Source organism: Blastococcus mobilis, from assembly GCF_900188025.1.
GTDB classification, from domain to species: Bacteria; Actinomycetota; Actinomycetes; order Mycobacteriales; family Geodermatophilaceae; genus Blastococcus_B; species Blastococcus_B mobilis.
Window position 1 is genome coordinate 122835 of sequence record NZ_FZNO01000004.1, and the last position, 16321, is coordinate 139155.

Annotated in this window: 16 protein-coding genes and 1 tRNA gene; 8 read left to right on the plus strand and 9 right to left on the minus strand. The window is 72.7% G+C overall.

Annotated features, from left to right (window positions below; translation table 11 throughout):
- Positions 1 to 20 precede the first annotated feature (20 nt).
- Positions 21 to 91 (plus strand) — tRNA-Gly (locus tag CHB94_RS05270).
- 82 nt (positions 92 to 173) lie between these two features.
- Here CHB94_RS05270 and CHB94_RS05275 read toward each other — a convergent pair.
- Complete coding sequence (locus tag CHB94_RS05275) at positions 174 to 557, minus strand: DUF2784 domain-containing protein (protein ID WP_089335523.1); 384 nt, start codon at positions 555 to 557, stop codon at positions 174 to 176.
- Positions 558 to 756: 199 nt separating this feature from the next.
- On the opposite strand from CHB94_RS05275, the gene CHB94_RS05280 reads away from it, so the two are divergent.
- Positions 757 to 2280 carry a glycosyltransferase family protein gene (locus CHB94_RS05280; protein ID WP_141137423.1) on the plus strand — a complete coding sequence of 508 codons (1524 nt, stop codon included), beginning with the start codon at positions 757 to 759 and terminating at the stop codon, positions 2278 to 2280.
- Here CHB94_RS05280 and pgsA read toward each other — a convergent pair.
- Positions 2238 to 2903 carry a CDP-diacylglycerol--glycerol-3-phosphate 3-phosphatidyltransferase gene (gene pgsA / locus CHB94_RS05285; RefSeq protein WP_089335525.1) on the minus strand — a complete coding sequence of 222 codons (666 nt, stop codon included), beginning with the start codon at positions 2901 to 2903 and terminating at the stop codon, positions 2238 to 2240. The genes CHB94_RS05280 and pgsA overlap by 43 nt on opposite strands.
- 19 nt (positions 2904 to 2922) lie before the next feature.
- On the minus strand, positions 2923 to 4437 hold the full coding sequence (locus CHB94_RS05290) for a DUF8728 domain-containing protein (protein WP_089335526.1): 1515 nt from the start codon (positions 4435 to 4437) through the stop codon (positions 2923 to 2925).
- A gap of 128 nt (positions 4438 to 4565) precedes the next feature.
- Here CHB94_RS05290 and CHB94_RS05295 point away from each other — a divergent pair, with 128 nt between their 5' ends.
- On the plus strand, positions 4566 to 5630 hold the full coding sequence (locus CHB94_RS05295; RefSeq protein ID WP_176445427.1) for a phosphatase PAP2 family protein: 1065 nt from the start codon (positions 4566 to 4568) through the stop codon (positions 5628 to 5630).
- Positions 5631 to 5658: 28 nt separating this feature from the next.
- Here CHB94_RS05295 and CHB94_RS05300 read toward each other — a convergent pair whose 3' ends face one another.
- Both CHB94_RS05300 and CHB94_RS05305 read right to left on the minus strand, forming a co-directional pair.
- On the minus strand, positions 5659 to 6120 hold the full coding sequence (locus CHB94_RS05300; RefSeq protein WP_089335528.1) for a GtrA family protein: 462 nt from the start codon (positions 6118 to 6120) through the stop codon (positions 5659 to 5661).
- 46 nt (positions 6121 to 6166) lie between these two features.
- Entirely contained in the window at positions 6167 to 6352 is a 186-nt protein-coding gene (locus CHB94_RS05305) for a hypothetical protein (protein WP_089335529.1), read from the minus strand.
- A 349-nt stretch (positions 6353 to 6701) separates the two neighbouring features.
- Between CHB94_RS05305 and CHB94_RS05310 the strand changes: the two genes are divergently transcribed.
- On the plus strand, positions 6702 to 7751 hold the full coding sequence (locus CHB94_RS05310) for a hypothetical protein (RefSeq protein WP_141137424.1): 1050 nt from the start codon (positions 6702 to 6704) through the stop codon (positions 7749 to 7751).
- 18 nt (positions 7752 to 7769) lie between these two features.
- On the opposite strand, the gene CHB94_RS05315 is transcribed toward CHB94_RS05310, so the two are convergent.
- On the minus strand, positions 7770 to 9824 hold the full coding sequence (locus CHB94_RS05315; protein WP_089335531.1) for a putative bifunctional diguanylate cyclase/phosphodiesterase: 2055 nt from the start codon (positions 9822 to 9824) through the stop codon (positions 7770 to 7772).
- 266 nt (positions 9825 to 10090) lie between these two features.
- Between CHB94_RS05315 and CHB94_RS05320 the strand changes: the two genes are divergently transcribed.
- A complete protein-coding gene (locus CHB94_RS05320; protein ID WP_089335532.1) occupies positions 10091 to 10636 on the plus strand; it encodes a universal stress protein in 546 nt (181 codons plus the stop codon).
- Between the two features lie 88 nt (positions 10637 to 10724).
- Entirely contained in the window at positions 10725 to 12389 is a 1665-nt protein-coding gene (locus CHB94_RS05325) for a GAF domain-containing sensor histidine kinase (RefSeq protein ID WP_254920414.1), read from the plus strand.
- A gap of 3 nt (positions 12390 to 12392) precedes the next feature.
- On the opposite strand, the gene CHB94_RS05330 is transcribed toward CHB94_RS05325, so the two are convergent.
- The 3 genes from CHB94_RS05330 to CHB94_RS05340 all read right to left on the minus strand — a co-directional run bounded on the left by CHB94_RS05330 (position 12393) and on the right by CHB94_RS05340 (position 14938).
- Positions 12393 to 13049 (minus strand): response regulator, encoded by a 657-nt coding sequence (locus tag CHB94_RS05330; RefSeq protein WP_089335533.1) that lies wholly within the window; start codon positions 13047 to 13049, stop codon positions 12393 to 12395.
- A gap of 71 nt (positions 13050 to 13120) precedes the next feature.
- The gene (locus CHB94_RS05335) at positions 13121 to 14149 is read right to left on the minus strand and encodes a type III polyketide synthase (RefSeq protein WP_089335534.1); all 1029 of its coding nucleotides are present in this window, start codon (positions 14147 to 14149) and stop codon (positions 13121 to 13123) included.
- 81 nt (positions 14150 to 14230) lie between these two features.
- Positions 14231 to 14938 carry a methyltransferase domain-containing protein gene (locus tag CHB94_RS05340; RefSeq protein WP_254920415.1) on the minus strand — a complete coding sequence of 236 codons (708 nt, stop codon included), beginning with the start codon at positions 14936 to 14938 and terminating at the stop codon, positions 14231 to 14233.
- Positions 14939 to 15034: 96 nt separating this feature from the next.
- Between CHB94_RS05340 and CHB94_RS05345 the strand changes: the two genes are divergently transcribed.
- Positions 15035 to 15958: a ribokinase gene (locus tag CHB94_RS05345; protein WP_089335535.1), complete on the plus strand. Its 924-nt coding sequence runs from the start codon at positions 15035 to 15037 to the stop codon at positions 15956 to 15958.
- Positions 15959 to 15987: 29 nt separating this feature from the next.
- A complete protein-coding gene (locus CHB94_RS05350; protein WP_089335610.1) occupies positions 15988 to 16266 on the plus strand; it encodes a hypothetical protein in 279 nt (92 codons plus the stop codon).
- Positions 16267 to 16321: the final 55 nt, after the last annotated feature.

Below are 16321 nucleotides of genomic sequence, written 5' to 3' on the forward strand. Positions count from 1 at the left end.
CAGGTACTGTGGCGGGCACCGCGGGTGTAGTTCAATGGTAGAACATCAGCTTCCCAAGCTGACAGTGCGAGTTCGATTCTCGTCACCCGCTCTCATCGCCCGACCGGCGGAAACGCCCGAACGGTCGGCTCCGAGCACGATCCTCCCGACGCCCGCTGGACGCTACGCGGACCTCAGGACCACGAGATGTCGACCGGCACGAGAGCGGTCCGCCGGCGTCGCATCAGGACGACGACGTACGAGACGACTGCCAGGGCCATCCCGCTCAGCCAGAGGGCCGTCTCGTACTGCGCGGGGTAGAGGACGCCGCGCAGGTAGTGGGCGATGAAGCTGCCCTCGTACGGTGCCCTCCCGCCCATGCCCAGCAGCCACTTCTCGACAGTGGTGACGGGGCAGGTGAAGGACGTGGTCGTGACGTAGATCGAATAGACCGTCGACACGATGTGCGGCCAGATCCAGGCGAACCGGTGCAGCGCGAGGAAGCCGCCGAACACCATGTAGACCAGATAGGCCATGTGCACGGTCGCGACGAGTGCCGCGGCCACCAGGGCTGCCACGAGCGGACTATACGACCGGAAACCGGAACGAGTCCTTGCGGGAACGAGTCCTTGCGATCCACCGACCTGATCGGTGAGAGCGCCTCGGGCCTCGCCGCGAAGGAGCGCTCGACACCGGCGCAGGAACAGCGGGGCGGGAACAGCGGGGCGTGCGGACGGGAAGGGCCCTTCGGCACGCGAGTGCCGGTTCAATGTCCGCGTGACCTTGTTGTCGACGAGGGACGAGCACGGCGGGCGCGTCCCGACGACGACGCGTTTCCTCGTGCTGCTGTGCCTCGGCGTGGTGGTCGTCCGCGCGACCTACGTGCCGCGGCCACTGCGAAACGACGAAGGCGGATACCTGCTCATCGCGCGGCAGTGGCATACGGGCGGCGAGTTCCTCTACGGCGACTACTTCGTCGACCGCCCGCCGCTGCTCATGCTCATCTTCAAGGTCGCGTCCCTCACGGACTGGGACCAGGCCATCCGGGTGGTGGCGATCCCGTTCGTCCTCCTGTTCGTCCTTGCCGGCTGGCGTGCGGGCAGCCTTCTCGGCGGCCGGGCCGGAGGCCGTTGGTCCGCGCTGGTGGCCGCGGGCCTGATGTGCTCCCCGGGCCTGGCCACCGAGCAGGCCGATGGCGAGCTGTTCGGTGCTGCGTTCGTGATGGGAGCCATCGCCCTGGCCCTGTCGGCCTGGAACGCCGACTCGCTGACGCGCCGGCTCCGGTTGGCCGGCGCCGCCGGCGTCGTCGCCGCTGCGGCACCACTCATCAAGCAGAACCTGCTGGAGGGCGCGCTCTTCCTCGCCGGCCTCGTCGTGTTCGGGTCCTGGGGGCAGGATGCGACGACCCGCCGCCGCGCGGTCGTCATGGCGCCGGCGGCCCTGCTCGGCGGACTGCTCGTGTGTGCGTCGGTCTGGCTGTGGCTGACCTGGGCGCGGATCGAGCCGGGCCACGCATGGCGGGACCTCGTCGCCTTCCGCGGTGCGGCCCTGGAAACCATCTGGTCGAGCAGTCCGGACGCCTCCATCCGCAGGGGGGCGCTGCTGGTGGTCCTGGGCCTCGTGACGGGGCTGATCCCCATCGCGATCGCGTGGTTCCTCCGGGTACGTCGCTGTGTGCCGTGCGGCTCACCCGAAGGCAGGACGATCAGCACGCTGATGCTGTTCGGTCTCGCGGCCATCACGGCAGGTGGCAGCTACTGGCCCCCCTACCTGCTGCAACTGGCGCCGGCGTCGGTACTCGCCGTCGGGGCGATGGCCCCCATGGCCTCCCGGGCCGGCTCCTGGATGAGAGGAGCCGGCACGATGGTCGTGTCGGCGGCGGCTCTGGGGACCCTCGTGACGCTGGTGGTCCACGCGACCGTGCCGTCGATCTGGTACAGCCAGCGGATCGGCGAGTGGCTGGCCGGCTCCGAGGCGGTGGGCGACACGGCGTTCGTGGCGTACGGCCTCCCCTCCGTCCTGGAGACCGCGGACATGTCCTCGCCGTACCCGCACCTGTGGAGCGTGCCGATGCGCACGTTCGACCCTGCGCAGGCCCGCCTCCGGGAAACGCTGGCCGGGCCTCGGGCACCGTCGTGGATCGTCCAGGTCACCGGACTGAACGCCTGGGACATCGACGCCGGGTCGAGGCTCCGGGAGCTGATCCACGACCGGTACCGGGTCGTGGCGGAGATCTGCGGCCACCGGGTGTGGCTGCGTCAGGACCTGACCCGGGAGCTGCCCGTCCCACCGCCCTGCTGACGACCGGAGTTCGGGAACAACGGTCCTCCACCGTCCACGTGGTCGCCGGCGACCCTCCTCTGCCACGGCCGACGAGGCGAGTCCACGGCCCGCGTGAGCGCCGTCGCCTTCACGGCGTAGTCGAGGCCGGTGATCAGCGTCCAGGCGACGGTCACCACGACGACGACCATCAGCGCCTCGGTCCACCCGGGCTGCGCGAGCGCGAGCAGGATCAGGGCCGTCTGCGTCACGGTCTTCACCTTGCCGCCGCGACTCGCCGGGATCACACCGTGCCGCAGAACGGTCAGCCGCAGACCTGTGACGGCCACCTCACGGGCCAGCACCACCAGGGTCGCCCACCACGGGACGACGTCGTGCCCGGACAGGCAGATGAGCGCGGTGCCGACGAGGGCCTTGTCGGCGATCGGATCGACGAGAGCGCCCAGGTCGGTGCACTGGCCCCGGCGTCGGGCGACCCAGCCGTCGGCGAAGTCCGTCACCGATGCAGCCACGAACAGCGCAAGAGCCGCCATCCGGCCCCGGGGGCTGTCCCCCGCGACGGCGAGCGTCGCGCCGAGGAAGGGGACGGCGAGCAGGCGCAGGCCGGTGAGGACGTTCGGCAGCGTCCACATCGTCGCGCTCATCGCCGGAACACCGTGCGGTTCATCGCTGGAACACCATCAGGTGGTAACCGCAGGTGGCTCCTCGCCCCTCGGCGACGTGCGCGAGGCGGTACTCGGACATGCCCCGATGGTCGTGGATCGCCTGCTCGGTCGGGTAGTAGCCGACGAACCGCCGGGCGTCCCGGCTCGACAGCACCAGGACGTCGGGGGCGCGGCGATGGACGAGGTCCGCGCGCTCGCGGGGCGACATCCGGCCGGTCTCCTGGATGAGCGGCTCGTTCAGGAAGAAGTTGTCGATGACGTATCGCCCCTCGGCGCGAGCCGGTACGAGCCCGGCGTCGGAGATGGCGAAGGAGGTCTCCGGTGGCGTCGTGCGCAACCAGTCCAGGGCAGACTCCCGAGCACCGACCCGGCAGTCCATGTACCGCTGCTGCGTGCCGTGCACGCTCCAGACGTCGCCGGGAGGGAGCGCGAGGACCACGAGTCCAGCGGCGGCCGCGAGACCGGCCCCCCACACCGCGCCGTGGCGCTGCCGGAGCATCCGGACGCCGTGTCCGACGACGACCGCCGCCAGCAGCGCGATCAGCGGCCAGACCGGCATGAAGAAGCGGCTGTAGGCGTTCGCGCTGTCCAGCGTGCCGATGGACCCCAGCGCGTAGACGACCGGTGGGACCGCGAGCAACCGGGCCCGGCCGGTCAGGATCACCGCGCCGACGACCGCCAGCATGATCGGGAACAGCGCCTGGTCGAGGAACTTGTCGAGCACGGTGAACCCGTCGCCGGCGCCGGACTTGTAGAGCACGGAGTTGGGCAGCAGGTGCCCGTACACACCGAACCGGACGGCCTCGAGCAGGATCTGGGAGCAGAGCGGGATACCCCCGAGCAGCACGGCACGGATCAGCGCGCGTCGGCGTGTCGCTGCTCGGAAGAGGCCCGGGATCTCGCCGGCTGCCACTACGGCCGCGGCGATGGCGAGCCCTTCCGGGCGCAGCCACGGCAGCACGGCGAACGCCGCGGCGGCGCGCAGAACCCTGCCTCCGTCACGTCGGGCGACTTCGAGCGTGCCGGCGGTGGCAGCCAGGGCGACCGGAAGGGTCTCGAGGCCGCCGACACCCCAGAGGGCGAAGGGTGCACTGCAGGCGGTCAGCACCGAGGCGATCCGCGCCGCGGATTCGCCCACGACGGCTCGCCCCTGGACGTAGACGAGGACCACGCACGCGAGGCCACTGGCCACACCGAGCAGGCGAGCGGCTCCCGGCGCGGACCAGCCGACCGCGTGGGCCAGGGCCTCGATCGCCACGAGCAACGGATTGCTGAAGCCCTCGACGCGAGGACCGTCGGGGTTCCAGACGAAGCCTTCCCCGACCGCGAGGTTCTCCGCGTAGCGAACCGAGATCCAGGCGTCGTCGGTCAGGAAGCCGCGCAACGACCAGCACAGCGCCAGGTGGATGAGGGCGGAGAACCCGACGACGGCCCAGCCGAGCGTCGCCGGCGACGGGCGGGAGAGCCCCCTCCGGGGTGGCGTCGCCGCGGCCGGTAGGGTGATCGTCCTCACGGCGCTCCGTTTCCTGTAATTCGACGGCGGGTCGGGACGATGACGACGTGTGTTAGCCGACAGTTCAGAGAAACTAGCCGTATATGGATGTCCCTGCCGTTCGTGCTGTCCGCGATAGCGCCTACGGGATGGCCGTGGCCGTCGCCCTCGCCACGGGCACCGTCGCCGTGGTCTGCGCCGTGTACCTCGGCCTTCCGCTCCGCGACCCGGACGGGTTCCTCGGGCCGACCTACATCCGCCTGCCGCTGCTCGTGACACTGATGCTCGCGGCCGACGTGGCCCCCCGTGCCCTGATGGGGGTGCGCTCGGTCCGCGCCGTACCGAGGCAGATGCTCCTCGTCGCCCGCGAACGCTGGCCCTGGCGGCGCCTTCGTCCGGCACTGATCGGGCTGGCCGCCTTCTACGGCACCTACGTGTCGTACCGCAATCTCAAGCACTTCCTCCCTCTGCTCCGGCCGGACCTGGTCGACGACGAGCTGCTGCAGCTCGACCGGTGGATGGCGGGCGGGGTCGCGCCCGCTCAGGTGGTCCACGACGTCCTCGGCACCGGCGCCGCTGCGCACGTGCTGTCCTGGGTCTACCTCGCGTTCCTCATGTTCGTCCCGGCATCCCTCGCCCTCGCCCTCGTGTCCAGAGGTCGGTCCCGCGAGGCCAGCTGGTACGTGACGGCCCTGTGCCTGAACTGGTCGCTGGGTACCGCCAGCTACTACGTCCTCCCGTCGCGGGGCCCGGTGTACGCCCAGCCCGAGCTGTTCTGGAGCCTTCCCGAGACCGGCACGTCCCAGCTCCAGAACAGCCTGCTCATCTCACGCTGGCTCGTCCTCACCGATCCGCAGGGGACCGAGCGCATCCAGAGCATCGCCGCCTTCGCGTCGCTGCACGTGTCGATCATCTTCACCGCGGCGCTCATCGCGCAGCTCACGCTCCGGTCGATCGCGGTGCGCGCGCTGCTGTGGGCCTTCTTCGCCCTCACCGTGACGGCGACCATCTACTTCGGCTGGCACTACATCGTGGACGACATCGCCGGGCTGGCGATCGGTGGAGGAGCCGTCCTGCTCGCGGGGTGGGGAACGGGCCAGTTCCAGGGTCCGGAGGCATCCCGGCGAGAGGACCCCACGGATGGCCGTGCCTGGATCGGGCCGCCTGCCGAGGGCCCTCGGCGTCACCCTCAGGAGTCGCCGTCCGCTCCATGACGTCTGTGGCGCTGCCACCGTGCCGAGGTCAGGGCGGCAGCTCCTCGCGGAAGACGAAGCGCCGGTAGGACATGAAGCGGAAGAGGCTGCCGAGCGCGAGGCCGACGCCGTTGGCCGCGACGTTGTCGGCCACCGGGCTCGTGAGACCCAGGACGTAGCGCGAGAACGCGAGGCAGCCGAGCGCGATCCCGAGGGCGACGCCGCTCAGGGCCAGGTACAGCGTGTACTCCCGGGCGAGGCGGCCACGTGGACGGTCCCGATAGGTCCAGAACCGGTTGCCGACGTAGGCGACGGTGGTTCCCGCGATGAGCGAGACCGTCTTGGCGACGAGCGGCTGCTCACCCAGCCAGCCGTCCCCGCCCAGGTGCACGAGCGCGTTGTAGCCCCCGATGTCGACGGCCAGGCCGAAGACGCCCACCGCCGCGAATCCCGAGGCCTCTCTCCCGAGGGCCCGACCGCGTTGCCGCTGCGCCACGGTCCGCGTGGTCACAGCGACAGGCGGCGGAAGACGGCCGCCACGGTCTGCCGCAGAGCGCTCATGACCAGCCGGGGAGCGGGCCGAACGCGGGAAGCCTCCGGACGGCGAGCGGCGCCGCGACCACGAGCCCGTTCCGGGGCAACTGCCGCACGCGGAGCGCCTCGACGAGGGCCCACGCCGCGGAACTCCGAGCCGAGATCTGCCTGTCCGCGGCAGCGCCCGACGCGCCGGACGTGGCCCTCATGTCACCGCCTCCCATGGCTACCGGTGCCGTCACCGGTCGCGACGGAGCCGGCCCACCCGATCATCCGTCAGTCACCAGCATGGCCGTGGACGGGGAAAACCGCTGGCTGAGACCGGCCCGTCACCGTCCGCCCGCGTGCTGCGGCCGCTTTCCATCGTCCCGCCCATCAGGCACGGGACCGTGGCGGCGCGCCACAGGGCACGGCACGGGGTGGCCGGATTCCGGCCGCTCCGAGCTCGGGCGGACGCCACGCCCCGAGAGCAGCGGCGCATCCAGAATGACGTCCATGGGTGCAGCACCGCGGTATGCACTGACGGCGACGCGGCCTCGGTCGGGCCTCGTCGACCGGGTGAGCAGCAGGCTGCCGAGGGTGGCGCTCGACGGCGTCCTCGACGACCTCGACCGTGCCGCCGAGCGGTGCCTGGTGCCGGGGAAGGCCGCGGGTGAGGGCTACACCTGGGATCCCCTGGACCGCGACGACCCGGCGTGGTGGCCGCAGGGCGTGGCGAGCATCCGTTCGGGTCGCGTACTGCTCGTGAGCTGGTACGCCAGACGTCGCGGGCTCCTCCGCACGCCCGGGTCGCGGATCTCGGTGATCGACCGGACCGACCCGGAGCGCGCCCGCTACCGACACGTCCTGCTCGTCGCGCCACACCGCCGTCTCGGGGTCCTGACCATGGGCACCGTCCCGGTGCACGCGGGCGGCATCGCCGTCCACGGCGACGTCCTGCACGTCGCCGACACCCTCTTCGGGGTGCGCGTCTTCCACCTCGGAGACGTTCTGCGTGTCCCCCGGCGACCGTCCGGCGGGGAGGGAGCGACACTCCGCGGCCGGATCGACCGGCTCCGGCGACCCACCGGCCGCTCCGGCGCCCACGGGTACGACTACGTACTCCCTCAGCTCATGGCATACCGGGTTCCGCTGCGCTCGGGCGCACGTCGGTTGCGTTACTCGTTCCTGTCCACCGGACAGGTGGCGGGCCGGCCGAACCTGGTCGTGGGCGAGTACCGCCGCACGGGGAAGGGGGCTCCCCGACTCGCGCGCTACCCGCTCGATCCTCGGACGGGTCTCCCGGCTGCCGACGAGCACGGCCGGTGCACCCCGCTCGAGGTCTACGAGGGTCAGCCGAGCCGGATGCAGGGAGCGGCCGTGCACGAGTCCGCGTGGTTCGTCACGGCCAGCGCCGGCGAAGGATCGCCCGGAGACCTGTACGTCGGCGCGCCGGGGGCGCTGCACCGCCACCGGGGGGTGTTGCCGACCGGGCCGGAGGACCTCGGCTGGTCCCGCCCCGGGGATGAGCTCTGGTGCGTGTCCGAGTGGCCCGGTCGCCGATGGATCTTCCCCATCGCCGCGAGCCGCTGGCGGCCGCCGGACGAGGCAGGGCACGGGGGACCGTGACCGTCGGCACGCCGCGGGTCAGGACGCGGTGGCCGCCGAGCCGCGTGGGTCGTGGATGGTGCCGACACGATCGAGCAGCTCGCTCATCCGCTCGCCGCCCATCGGCCGGGCGTAGTGGTAGCCCTGCGCGATGTCGCAGCCCAGGGCGCGCAGCGCGGTGACGTGCTCCGTGCCCTCGACACCCTCTGCCACGACCGTGAGCCCCAGGTTGTGGCCGAGGTCGATCGCGGTGCGGACCAGGACGGCGTCGTGCTGCGTGGTGGTCATGCCCATCACGAACGAACGGTCGATCTTGAGTTCGTCGACCGGCAGCCGCCGCAAGTGCGACATGGAGCTGTAGCCGGTGCCGAAGTCGTCGATCGAGAGCCGGACACCGAGGACGTGCAGACGTTGCAGGACCTCCATGCAGCGGGCGGAGTCGCCCATGACCGCACTCTCGGTGACCTCCAGGCGCAGGAGCTCCGCCGGGACGCGACGCTCGGCCAGCAGCCGCTGGACGAGGTCGGGCAGGCCCGCGTCGAGCAGGCAGCGGGTGGAGAGGTTGACCGCGACCGGGACAGGATGTCCGGCGTCGATCCAGGCCCGCATCTGCACGAGCGCCATGTCGAGCACGCGCTCGGTGAGCCGCAGGATGATCCCGGTCCCCTCCGCGGCCGGGATGAAGTCGCCGGGTGGGATCAACCCCTCGGTGGGGTGCTGCCAACGCAGCAGCGCCTCGGCGCCCTCGATCCGCTCGCCGTCCAGGGTGTACTTGGGCTGGTAGTGCAGGAACAACTCGTCGGTGCCGTCCAGGGCGCGGCGGAGGTCGCCGAGAACGGTCAGCCGCGCCGGCGCGGTGACGTGTTGCTCGGGCTGGAAGACCACGGCTCCCGCCTTGACCTCCTTCGCGGCGTACATCGCGATGTCCGCGTGGCGCAGGAGCGCCTCGGTGTCGGTCCCGTGCCACGGGGAGACGACGATGCCGATGCTGGCCTCGATGTCGAGGGCCACGCCGTCGACGTCGAAGGGGCGGTGCAGCGCCTCGCGCAGCCGGGCGGCGACGGCCTCGGCCTCGGCGATCCCCTCCACGGACGGCAGCAGGACGGCGAACTCGTCGCCACCGAGGCGCGCCACCGTGTCCCCCTCGCGGAGGACCGACCGCAGGCGGGGACCCACCTGGCGGAGCAGCTTGTCGCCGTGGGTGTGTCCCAGGGTGTCGTTGATCTCCTTGAAGCGGTCCAGGTCGATCAGCAGCATCGCGACCTCTCCGGCCGACCGGCTCGCCGCCGCCAGGGCCTGCTCGAGCCGGTCACGCAGCAGCTCCCAGTTCGGCAGGCCGGTGAGTGCGTCGTGGGTGGCCTGGTGACGGTCACGCTCGGCGGAGGCCTGCAGGGCCGCCCTCTGCCGGCGCAGCTTCCTCGATGCCGATGCGATGAGCCGGAAGACGACGACGTAGAAGACGGTCAGGCTGGCCACGAGCGCGACCGTCATCGTGCGCACGTCCTCGCGCACCGCGACGGCCACCGGCGCGTACGGCAGATACAGCTCGATGACGCCCTCCGGCCGGGTGGCACCGGCGTACTGCAGCGGCACGTAGACCTCGAGCAGCTGGTGCGCGCCGTCGTCGCTGTCGACGCTGTCGTCGGCGGAGTGCGTGAAGCTCGAGACGACGTGACCGTCGAGCGCGGTGCCGAGCTCTCCCGACTGCGAGGTCTGGCCGACGAGCTCGGGGTTCTCGGAGTGGTAGAGGATCGTCCGGTCGCGGTCGAAGATCTTCAGCTCGATCGGGTCGAAGGCGGCCAGCTCGTGGCCCGCCGTGCCGAACTGCTCGGCGGCGTCGTCGACGGCTTCCTCCACGTCCGCCAGGCGGTACGGGCGGAAACCGTCCGCCAGGTCCGCGGGGGTGAAGTGCGGCTGGAGACCGAGGCGCACCGCCATCAGGGCCGCGTCCTCCGCCTGCTGGCGAGCGCGGTCCTCGATGGCCGAGCTGAGCACCGAGGAGAGCACCGCGCCCACCAGGAACGTGAGCACCAGGCTGGTCGCGCCGAAGCGGATCAGGAGACTGGTGCCCCGCAGCCGGCGGAGAAGACTCATGCCCTGACGATCGGGCCGCGCGCGACAGTTCTTGAACAGGGGCTGTCACACCCCCTCATCGGGGTGAGGGCGGCCGTGGCCATGGCCGACCGCTCCCGCCGGACGAGCCGCACGCGTCGATGCCGCTACCCGACAGCAGCGGGGGTTTCACCCAGGGTACGGACACGCACGAACACCGTTCCGGAATGGTGTTGATCGCCTTCTCCGTGTGACGGTCGGGCCTTTGGTCCCTGGGAGACCGCTGGACGTGCCATAACGATCGCCCCATGAGCGAGATGCCGTCCCCCCGGGAACCTGAGCCGAGCCCGGAGACAGAGCTGCGGCCCACCGTCCCGTCGGCGTGGCCGGGTGACGGTTCGGCAGACGCCGCCCCAGCGGTCGGGCCGTTGCATCTCCCCCCGCTGCTGCCCCGCAGGCAGAACCCGTGGCTCATCGTCGAGGTCGACGGGTCGGCGGCCGCACACGGACCGTTGGTCTGGGCACTGCGTGAGGCCGCACGGCGAGAGGCGACCGTCGTCGCCGTGCTCGTGCTCGACGAGCCCGCCGGTGATCCTCTGGAGGGCTCGGGCCGGCTGCTCCTCCGCGCGCGGCTCTCCGCGCAGGAGCGACTGGAGGCGCAGGTCCTCCGGGCGATCGGGGAGACCGGGGTGCACGGGCGGACCCGCACCGCGGTCCTCGACCGGCCGGTGTTCGAGGCGCTGACCGCCGCCACCCGCGGAGCCGATCTCGTCGTCGTCGGCACCCACGGGAAGACCCTGCTCCGCCAGGCGGTCCCCCGACCTCCCACCCACCGGCTCGCACGTGGCGCCTGAACGCGGCGACTCTCCCTCCGGACCAGGGACCGGTCCTCCCGCTCAGGGACCGGTTCCCGAGCCCGGCCAGGACTCCTACCGTCGGGCCGTGCCCCCGCCCGATCCCCTGGCCCCGCCGTCCGAGGGCGACGTCCGTGCCGTGCCGGTGGTCACCGCGGCACTGCGGGCAGTCGCCTCCAGCAGCCAGCTGGAGGCCACCCTGCACGACATCGTGCACGCGGCGGTCCAGCACGTGGATGCCCGCTACGGGGCCCTCGGGGTCCTGACGCCCGACGGCCGGCGGCTGGACCGGTTCGTCATCGTCGGCATGGGGGAGGAGGAGCGCGAGCGCATCGGGCGCCTCCCCCAGGGACACGGCGTCCTCGGACTGCTCGTGGACGAGCCCTCGATGCTCCGGCTCGACGACCTGGCCGAGCATCCGGCGTCGCTCGGTTTCCCGGAGGGGCACCCGCCGATGCGCTCGTTCCTCGGCGTCCCGGTGCACGTGGGCGAGGCGAGATTCGGCAACCTCTACCTCACGGAGAAGCGCACCGGAGGTCCCTTCACCCCCGCCGACACCGAGGTGGCGCAGGCCCTGGCCGCCGTCGCGGGCGTGGCGATCGAGAACGCCCGGTTGGCAGAGCGGGCCGAGATCCGACGCAAGTGGGGGCAGGCGGCCACGGAGATGGCTGCGGCGCTGCTGTCGGGGGCCGATCCCGACCATGTGCTCCGGACGGTGTCCACCCGCGTCTCCGCCCTTGCCGACGCCGACGTGGCCGGTGTCCTGGCCCCGAGTGCCGATGATCCCGGGACGATGACCATCGTCGCCGCCGTGGGGTATGCCGCCGAGTTCGCCGAGGGGGTGCGCGTGCCCCTGGGGGGCACCCTGGTGGGTGAGACCCAGCAGGCGGGCGTGCCACGCCTCATCGACGACATCGACGCGATGCCGGTGGTCGGCACGCTCTCGGCGGTGGAGGTCGAGCTGACCGCGGGCTACGGTCCCGCCCTGCTGGTGCCGGTGGGCAGCGCCGCCCATCGCGGGCTGCTCGTGATCATGCGACGGGCCGGGCGGGCGCCCTTCTGCCCCGACGAGCTGGAGCTCCTGTCGACCTTCGCGGCGCAGGCCACGGTGGTGCTGGAGCTCGCCCGCTCCCAGCAGCGGGCCCATCGGCTCCAGGTCCAGGCCGACCGCGACCGCATCGCCCGCGACCTGCACGACCACGTCGTCCAGCGCATCTTCGCCACGGCGCTCTCCCTGGACCGGCTCGGCCGATCCGTGGAACAGGAGCGTCCCGAACTGGCGGCCGGGCTCTCGCGCAGTGTCGACGACCTGCACGGCACGATCGCGCGGATCCGCACGTCCATCTTCGAGCTCCACGAGGCGGGGGACGCGTCGGCGGCCGCCGTCCGGCAGCGGCTGGCCGAGGTGCTCCGCTCGGTGACCGAGGGTCACGACGTGCGGCCGGACCTGCGGATCCGGAGCGAGCACGACGACCTGACGCCCGACCTGGTGCTGGACCTGGTGGCGGTGGTGCGGGAGCTGGTGACCAACGTGGTCCGGCACGCGCGGGCCCGGCGGGTGACCGTGGCCGTGGACATCACCGACGCGGCCCGCGTGGTGGTGACCGACGACGGGTGCGGGCTGCCACCGGTCACGGTCCGCAGCGGGCTGGCCAACCTGGCCGACCGGGCCGAGCGGCGAGGCGGGCGACTGACCACGATGTCGTCGGGCTCGGGAACCGAGATCTGCTGGACCGCGCCGCTCCCGTCCTGAGCCTCAGCCGCTCGCGCGGTCGCGGAGCTCCGTCGCGAGGATCGCCGCCTGGGTGCGCCGCTCGAGGCCGAGCTTGGCGAGCAGATGGCTGGTGTAGTTCTTGACCGTCTTCTCCGCCAGCCCCATCCGGGCGCCGATCTGGCGGTTGGTGAGCCCCTCGCCGATCAGCCGCAGGACGGTGCGCTCCTGATCGGTGAGCAGCGCCAGCCGGTCGCTGCCCGCCGCTCCCACCCCCCGGGCACGGGACACCGCGGGCGCGACCTCGTCGAACAGCACGCCACCGCCGGCGACCGTGCGCACCGCCGACGCCAGGGCCGGACCGCGCACCTGCTTGAGCAGGAAGCCCGACGCGCCCGCCTGCACCGCGGCGTCGAGCGCCTCTTGCTCGGCATAGCTGGTCAGGACCAGGCACCGCAGGCCGGGCACCTGACCGTGCAGCCGCCGCCAGAGGGCCGCCCCGTCGCCATCGGGCAGCCGCATGTCGATGAGGACCACGTCCGGTCGGACGGCGGGCACCCGTACCAGCGCCTCCGCGACCGATCCGGCCTCACCGACGACGGAGATGCCCGGGTCGTCCTCGAGCACCTCGGCCACACCGCGTCGGACGACCTCGTGGTCGTCGACGAGGAAGACGCGGACCGGCGCCGACTGAGTCTGCACCGAACCGCCCCCTCCCGATGGCACCAGGCGGCGAGCCTAGGGCGTCGGGCGCGTCTCCGGAACGGATTCGGTCACGCTGGGAGAAGGAGTGCCGCATAGAGGGTGAGGCCCGGCCCGAAGGCCATGACGACGACCGGCCCGTCGACGTCGGCCATCTCCTCGAGCACCAGCAGGACCGTCGCCGAGGAGCAGTTGCCGTGTTCGGCGAGCACGCGGCGCGAGGCGGCGATCTCGTCCTCGGTGAGCCCGAGCTCGTCGCGGACGACGTCGAGGATCCGTGGGCCGCCCGGGTGCACCGCCCATCCGGCGACGTCCTCGATGCGCAGACCGGCACCGTCGAGGAGCTCCTCGACCACCCCGCCGACGTGGCGGGACAGCACGTCCGGGACCCGGGGGGACAGCCCCATGCGGAAGCCCAGATCGGTGACGTCCCAGGTCATGTGGTCGGCGGTGGAGGCGTCCGTGCGGGCCACGATCCCGGCCAGCCGGCGTCCGCGGAAGGCCCCGGGCTCCAGGACGACGGCGGCCGCCGCGTCGGAGAACAGCGCGTGGGCCACCACCTGCTCGAGGTCCCGTTGCGCCGGCTGGACGTGCAGGCTGGTCAGCTCGCAGCAGAGCAGCACGGCCGGCCGGGCCCGGGCGGTCACGAAGTCGCTCACCGCGGCCAGGCCCGGGATCGCGGCGTAGCAGCCCATGTGCCCCACCAGGAGTCGCTCCAGGCCCGGGGGCATGCCGAGGTCACCGGCCAGCCGGATGTCCAGCCCCGGAGTGGCGTACCCGGTGCACGTGGCGACGGCGAACAGCCCCACCTCGTCCGCCGCCAGACCCGCCGCGTCCAGCGCACCGGCGACGGCCTGCTTGCCCAGCGGCAGCGCCTCCTGGACGTAGCGCTCCATGCGGGCGCCGGTCCCCCACCCGCTGATGTCCTCGTCCATGGGGCTGGCGACCGCGTGCCGTCGCCGGACCCCGGCGCTCGCGAAGATCCGCCCGGCCGCCCGCACGCCGTCGTAGTGCCGGGCGAAGAAGCCGTCCCAGACGGCGTCCTGGTCGAAGGTCGCCGGGAGCGCGGAGCCCAGACCGGTGACGACAGCGGCGGTCACGGGCACTCCGGGGCGCACGGGCCTGGCGTCATGTCCCGACGGTACGTCGCACCCAACACAACCGCCTTCTCGCCCGCTGCCTCACCTTTTGCGGCCGTACCCGGCGAAGAGGACCGCTGTGGTGGGCAGGGTCTTCATCCTGACTCCGGCCCGGCGCCCCAGTCGCCAGCGGACGATGTCCCGCACCGAGGGCCGCAGTCCGACCAGCTCCAGGTCGAGACCGAGGCCGGGCGCCGCGGCCAGCAGCCGCCGGCGGTCGACGAACAGCGCCGGGTCGTGGATGCCCGGTGGCGGCCCGCCGGGCACGCGTTCGAGGATCCGCACCGCGATGAGATCGGCCAGCCAGGTGTCGGCGATCGCGTCGATGATGAGCGTGCCCCCGGGCCGGAGGAGCCGGGCGGCCTCGGCCAGCACCGCCACGTCGTCGTCGACGTGCTCCAGGATCTCCCCGGCGACGACGACGTCGGCACACTCGTCGGTCAAGGGCACCGCCAGCACCGAACCGCGCAGGGGCAGGACTCCGTGGGCGCCAGCCAACCTCAGTCCGGGCAGGCCGAGATCGACGCCGACGTGCCGGTATCCCAGGCGGGCGGCGTGCGGGGCCATCAGGCCGCCGCCGCACGCCAGGTCGACGAGGAGCGCGTCCGCGGAGGAGGCCGGGGGGATGTGCTCCGCACGCGACGCGGCCAGCCAGTGGAGCATCGCGAACCCACCGGCACCGTCCCACCACTGGTCGGCGAGCTGGTCGTACTGGGCCGGATCGTTGCGCCGCAACCCTTCCGACATCATGGCGCGATGACCACGGTCGAGGGCGGGAGCGTGGTCACCGGGCCATGATCGCCGGTCCCCGCCGCCCACCGCACCCCCACCACCGGAGGTACCCGCGTGTCCGTCACCGTCGTCGGCAGCCTCAACGAGGACGTGCTCGTCGCCGTCGGCCGGCTGCCGGGGCGGGGCGAGACCGTGATCGGCCGGTCCGCCGTGCTCGCGCCGGGGGGCAAGGGCGCCAACCAGGCCGCCGCCGCCGGGGAGCTGGGCCCGGGCGTGCACATGGTCGGGCGCGTGGGCCAGGACCCGGCCGGCGACCGGCAGCTGGCGGCGCTGGCGGGCTCCCGGGTGAACGTCAGCCGCGTGCACCGCACCCCCGGGGTCCCGACCGGCTCGGCGACCATCCCGGTGGAGGAGGGCAGCGGCGAGAACCTGATCGTCGTCGTACCGGGGGCCAACGCCGCACTGACGCCGGAGGACGCCGACGTCGAGTCCGTGCGCCGGGCGCGGGTCGTGCTGCTGCAGCTGGAGACCCCGCTGGAGACGGTGACGGCCGCCGCCCGGGCCGCGAGCGGCACCGTCGTCCTGACCCCCGCTCCCCCGCAGCCGCTGCCCGCGGAGCTCCGGGAGCACGTCGACGTCCTGGTGCCCAACGAGCACGAGCTCGCCCACCTGGCCGGGGTCGAGCCGGGCGAGCGGGCACCGGCTGAGGTGGCCGCACTGGCCCGGTCGGTGGTCTCGTGCGCGGTCGTGGTGACGCTCGGGGCGCGCGGAGCGCTGATCGTGCCGCCGGAGGGACAGCCGCTGCTGCAGGCCCCACCGCCGGTGACGGCCGTGGACACCACCGGCGCGGGCGACTGCTTCTGCGGCGCCCTCGCGCAGGCCCTGGCCACCGACCCCGACCTGCCGGCCGCGGTGCGGTTCGCCGTGACCGCCGCGGCGCTGTCCACCACCGGGCCCGGCGCCCGCGGCGCCCTTCCCGGCGTGGACGCCGTCCGGGGACTGCTGCCGCAGGTGCCCGAGGCGACCGGAGTGACCTGAGCTGCGGTCCCCCTTACGGTGACGGTGTGATGGCGCTGTCGCTGATCGCCGAGGTAGAGGCGTTGCTGTACCGCCACGACCCGGTGGGCATCAACTTCGGCGACAACCCGGACGAGTACCGCCCCGAGGCGGAGAGCATCGTCGCGCGCCTCCCGCGAGCACGGTCCGTCGACGATGTCCTCGCGCTGGTGCACGAGGAGTTCGTGTATTGGTTCGACGAGGACATCGCCGGCCCCGCAGACCGCTACGAGGACATCGCGCGAGACGTGTGGGCTGCCTGGCTCGCCAGGCCGTCCAGCGCCTCGTAGCCCGACCCTGGCGAGGCCCTGCATCTCACTTCCACCGTCAGGGGGCTGCGGTTCA

Bases quoted from the DNA above. Each gene is read 5' to 3' on its own strand.
- pgsA (WP_089335525.1), bottom strand. From the start codon at position 2,903: ATGAGCGCGACGATGTGGACGCTGCCGAACGTCCTCACCGGCCTGCGC.
- CHB94_RS05295 (WP_176445427.1), top strand. From the start codon at position 4,566: ATGGCCGTGGCCGTCGCCCTCGCCACGGGCACCGTCGCCGTGGTCTGC.
- CHB94_RS05305 (WP_089335529.1), bottom strand. From the start codon at position 6,352: ATGAGGGCCACGTCCGGCGCGTCGGGCGCTGCCGCGGACAGGCAGATC.
- CHB94_RS05315 (WP_089335531.1), bottom strand. From the start codon at position 9,824: ATGAGTCTTCTCCGCCGGCTGCGGGGCACCAGTCTCCTGATCCGCTTC.
- CHB94_RS05320 (WP_089335532.1), top strand. From the start codon at position 10,091: ATGAGCGAGATGCCGTCCCCCCGGGAACCTGAGCCGAGCCCGGAGACA.
- CHB94_RS05340 (WP_254920415.1), bottom strand. From the start codon at position 14,938: ATGATGTCGGAAGGGTTGCGGCGCAACGATCCGGCCCAGTACGACCAG.
- CHB94_RS05350 (WP_089335610.1), top strand. From the start codon at position 15,988: ATGGCGCTGTCGCTGATCGCCGAGGTAGAGGCGTTGCTGTACCGCCAC.